The sequence below is a fragment of the Microbulbifer mangrovi genome, from assembly GCF_002009015.1.
Taxonomy (GTDB): Bacteria; Pseudomonadota; Gammaproteobacteria; order Pseudomonadales; family Cellvibrionaceae; genus Microbulbifer; species Microbulbifer mangrovi.
Genome location: NZ_LZDE01000158.1, coordinates 1 through 4,076, shown reverse-complemented (window position 1 = coordinate 4,076; position 4,076 = coordinate 1). Strand labels below are relative to the sequence as shown.

Annotated in this window: 2 protein-coding genes and 1 tRNA gene; all 3 read left to right on the top strand. The window is 54.2% G+C overall.

Going from position 1 to position 4,076, the window contains the following annotated elements:
* The first annotated feature begins 286 nt into the window (after positions 1-286).
* The 3 genes from B4U49_RS01070 to B4U49_RS01060 all read left to right on the top strand — a co-directional run bounded on the left by B4U49_RS01070 (position 287) and on the right by B4U49_RS01060 (position 3,866).
* A tRNA-His gene (locus B4U49_RS01070) sits at positions 287-362 on the top strand.
* Between the two features lie 180 nt (positions 363-542).
* Positions 543-1,166, top strand: coding sequence for an adenylyl-sulfate kinase (cysC, locus tag B4U49_RS01065; protein WP_078082744.1), 624 nt, complete (start codon positions 543-545; stop codon positions 1,164-1,166).
* Positions 1,167-1,460: 294 nt separating this feature from the next.
* Positions 1,461-3,866: a DUF6351 family protein gene (locus tag B4U49_RS01060; protein ID WP_078082743.1), complete on the top strand. Its 2,406-nt coding sequence runs from the start codon at positions 1,461-1,463 to the stop codon at positions 3,864-3,866.
* The last annotated feature ends 210 nt before the right edge of the window (positions 3,867-4,076 follow it).

Genomic DNA, 4,076 nt, shown 5'->3' with positions numbered 1-4,076 from the left:
CCCGTAGCTCAGCTGGATAGAGCATCCGCCTTCTAAGCGGATGGTCGCAGGTTCGAGTCCTGCCGGGCGTGCCATATCTTTGATGGTGGCTATGAGCTTGGCAGACAGTGGTAACCTCCTGCCGGCTGGTAATCGCAGGACTATTCCGGCCCATCAGCACAGCTGATGGGCGTAGAAACGCTCGCAAAGCGGTGCTTTGCAAACAAGCGTTTCGACCCTGCCGGGCTTTGTGCCAAGCAGGGAAACCGTTGTGTTGCCACAAGGCACAACGTAAAGCACTACTATGGTGGCCGTAGCTCAGTTGGTAGAGCACAGGATTGTGGCTCCTGAGGTCGCGGGTTCGATCCCCGTCGGCCACCCCATATCTGACCTTTTGGTCCCGTAAACCCGGCTTTATGCCGGGTTTTTTGGTTTTGGGACTTTATTGTTCTATCGGTTGCCTTTACCTGCACTGGGGCGATCGAGGATAATGCGCGCCAGTTTTTGTAATTTCGGCCGCCTTTGGGGCCGAGTTTTGTCATTAAAGTACTTAGGGGATAAATGTGACGGAAGTAGTCGAGCGCAAGGCAACCAATGTTCACTGGCACGACGGCGATGTAACTCGCGGCGATCGTGCTGCCATGCTGGGCCATAAAGGTGTGACTCTGTGGTTCACCGGACTTTCTGGCTCCGGTAAGAGTACCGTGGCGGTTGCGGTTGAAAAGGCGCTGACTGCGCGCGGTGTGCTGAGCTACCGTCTGGATGGCGATAATATCCGTCTCGGTATCAACTCCAACCTGGGTTTCTCTGCAGAAGATCGCCAGGAAAATATTCGTCGAGTGGGCGAGATTTCCAAGCTGTTCGCGGATACCGGTGTTGTGGTGCTGAGCAGCTTCATCAGTCCGTACGCGGAAGACCGTGCCCTGGTGCGCAAGGTGCACGAAGAGGGTGACTTGCCATTCATGGAAGTGTTTGTCGACTGCTCCCTTGAGGCGGCGGAAGAGCGCGATCCAAAAGGCTTGTACAAAAAGGCGCGCGCCGGCGAAATCCGTGGTTTCACCGGAATCGATGACCCCTACGAAGCGCCAGTCAATGCAGAACTGCACCTGCGCACTGACCAGATGACTCTGGAGCAGGAAGTTGACGCGGTTATTCAATCTCTGCAGGAGCGCGGCATCATCGTGTGATGCGCCATCGCAGCGTCAATCCCGGTAGCGTAGGTCTTGGGGATTAACGTTTTGTGATCTGCAGTAACCGGAGCAAAAAAGTTTCTTTTTGCTCCGGGTCTCCCCCTCTTCATTTTTCTCGCTTTTTTCTTCTGTAGCGCGCGCCAGCGACCGCCTCCTTTTGCCGAATTTTCTTCGAGTTTACTCCTCCGCCAACTCCCCGACGCTTTTCCCGGCGCCACATATACTGTTTCTGTGCCAGTCTCAATTTAAAAACTCGCTGGCAAATGGAACACATGGCGTACGGAGGCGCATATGGCTTGGAGCGCATGGAATCGCTCTGCGCGGTTTACTACCCGTCGGGTGGTAACTGGAGTAATCGCTTCATTTTCTGTCCTGCTGGCACTGGGGGGGTGGTATGTATACGAGAAGCTGCCGCGCCTGCCCGGGGTGCCTAAGGCGCCGGTAGTGGGTGTGCCTGAGGGGGCGCTGGATCACGCGCCCATCCCTGCATATCGCGGTGACCACCCGCGCAAAAGTGGGCGCCCTGCAGAATACTATCCATTCCCGATTGCTATTGGTGGAACGGGGCCCGTGGAAACCCTTTTCGCCGGGCCGTCCACGTATCCTTTTCTATGCGGCGTCAATAAAATTACCGGGTCCCAGCCGCTGGTGGATAATCACGACGGTGAAGGTGTGCCGGTTTTCTCTCTTGATGACGATGGAAGTCAAACCGATGAGGTAATTGGTTACAGTAGGGATTGCAGTCACAAGACCTCCGTTGCCTATTACTATCGGAGCACATTAGATGGTGAGTTCCACCCGTTGGAACGTGCAAACGGCGACATAGATCAGGTGACGGTTAACGGAAAATCCACGGAATTTATTGTGCGGCTGGAAACCGGAACCATCAATCGCTTTTTCTACGCCATTGCGGCATTGCGTGGTGAAGGGGAAACCGCAGAAGCGCCAAATACCAGTAACTGGAATAAGCGGTTGATCTATCAGTTTCGAGGCGGTGTTGGGGTAGGGCGCCAGCAGGGAGATATTTCACATCGTCAAATTATAGATCGCCGCGCGGATCAGTTGGCTCGCGGCTATGCGGTGGTCTATTCCACTGCAAACCAGACCAGTAATCACTACAACATCTGGTTGGCAGAGGATACGGCACGGCGCCTGAAGAAGCAGTTTTCCGCACTATACGCCGAGCCAATGTATACCGTGGGGATCGGTGGATCCGGCGGTGCTATTCAGCAATATCTTCTCGCCCAGAATGCCCCGGGTGTATTGGATGCTGCACTGCCTTTGTATTCGTATCCCGACATGGTGAGTCAGACAATCTATGTGTTTGATTGTGAGCCGCTGGAATATTTCTTCGATGTGGTTGCCGCAGAGGATCCCCGTTGGCGAGATGTGCAGGAGCGTGAGTCGGTAATCGGTCTGGCGACCAATCCCGAATTTGAGCATCGCTTTAAGGTTCTTGAGGATGCTGCTGCCCTGTTCGATGGCCGCTACCGGACGACCGCAGAGGGCGCCTCTGAATGTGTTCAGGGGTGGCGGGGGCTGGTACCGTTGGTCAATAACCCTAACTTCATCCATTTCAGCAAAAGTTTCGCAGATACCGTGGCGGAGAAGACTCACTGGACTCACTGGGAGGATCTGCGTGAGTTCTACGGGGCTGGTGAGGACGGGTACGCCAACAGCGCCTGGGATAATCAGGGGGTGCAATACGGCCTGAATGCTTTGAAGCAGGGGAAGCTTAACATCGACGAGTTTCTGCGCCTCAATGCGACTATCGGTGGCTGGAAAAATCCAACCGAGCAGGGTGATGAAAAACTCTGGTTTATGAATGGGGAAGTTTTCCCAATGGACCTCTCGGTGTGGAGTGATCACAACATGAATCTAGGTAGCTTGGACAATCCTGCGCCGAGAAATATAGCCAGTGTCGAGGCAATTGAAGGCATTTATCGCTCGGGCCATGTTTTTCTCGGCGATGTGGAAATACCGATTCTGGATGTGCGCCACTATCTCGACGGTGAGCTGGATATGCATCACAGCCTGGCTTCCTTTGCCAGCAGGGAGCGTATCCGTCGTGCACGTGGTCATGCGGATAACCAGCTGATCTGGATGAGCCACAAAAAATATAATCCGGTGGATGAGGCGCTGGATGTCATTGATCACTGGATGCAAAAAATTATCGAGCATCCGGAACGCGGTGTGGCAGGTAACAAGCCAGTTGAGGCCTCGGATCGTTGCTTTGATCGAGACGGTAATGTACTGGCCGCCGGCCCGTCAGTGTGGGACGGTGATTGGAATCACAAGCCTGCCGGAGCCTGTATGCGCCAGTACCCCATCCACAGTACGCCGCGCCAGATGTCCGGAGCGCCAATTACCGGTGACGTGTTCAAGTGTGCCCTGCAGCCGGTTGAGCGGGCCGTGGCAAAAGATATTTACGGTAGTGCTACCGCGGGAATCGTTGAGCGCATTGACGATCTGCGGAGAATTTTTCCGCAGGGCGTATGCAATTACAACGCTCCTGATGTCGGTCGACCCAAGGGGCCGCTTTTCCCTCACCGTGGTGAAGTTATGATCGCGGGGCATTCTGTCGGTACCGATTATCGCCAGCTACCAGGCGAGATTGCGCAGGAGCAAGATGGGGTAGAAGAGGAGGTTCAGCCTACGCCTGTGTCAGTCGACGGGGCAGAGTTGGATGAAGAGTGATCTGTTGTGAATTGAGAGGAGCGTGTGCAAAGGCGCATGAAACTTGGTGACAAAAATTGGAAGTAAAGTTTTTGAAATTTTTGGCGCTTTTTTTGTTGACACAAAAACGCTGTCGGGTATGATGCGCCTCGTTCTCAGGGGATAGCCCCAGAACAAAACGGAAACCTTCTTAGGAAGTTACCGAATTGGGTGGTTAGCTCAGTTGGTAGA

Coding starts and splice junctions, on each gene's coding strand:
- B4U49_RS01060 (WP_078082743.1), top strand. CDS start 1,461: ATGGCTTGGAGCGCATGGAATCGCTCTGCGCGGTTTACTACCCGTCGG.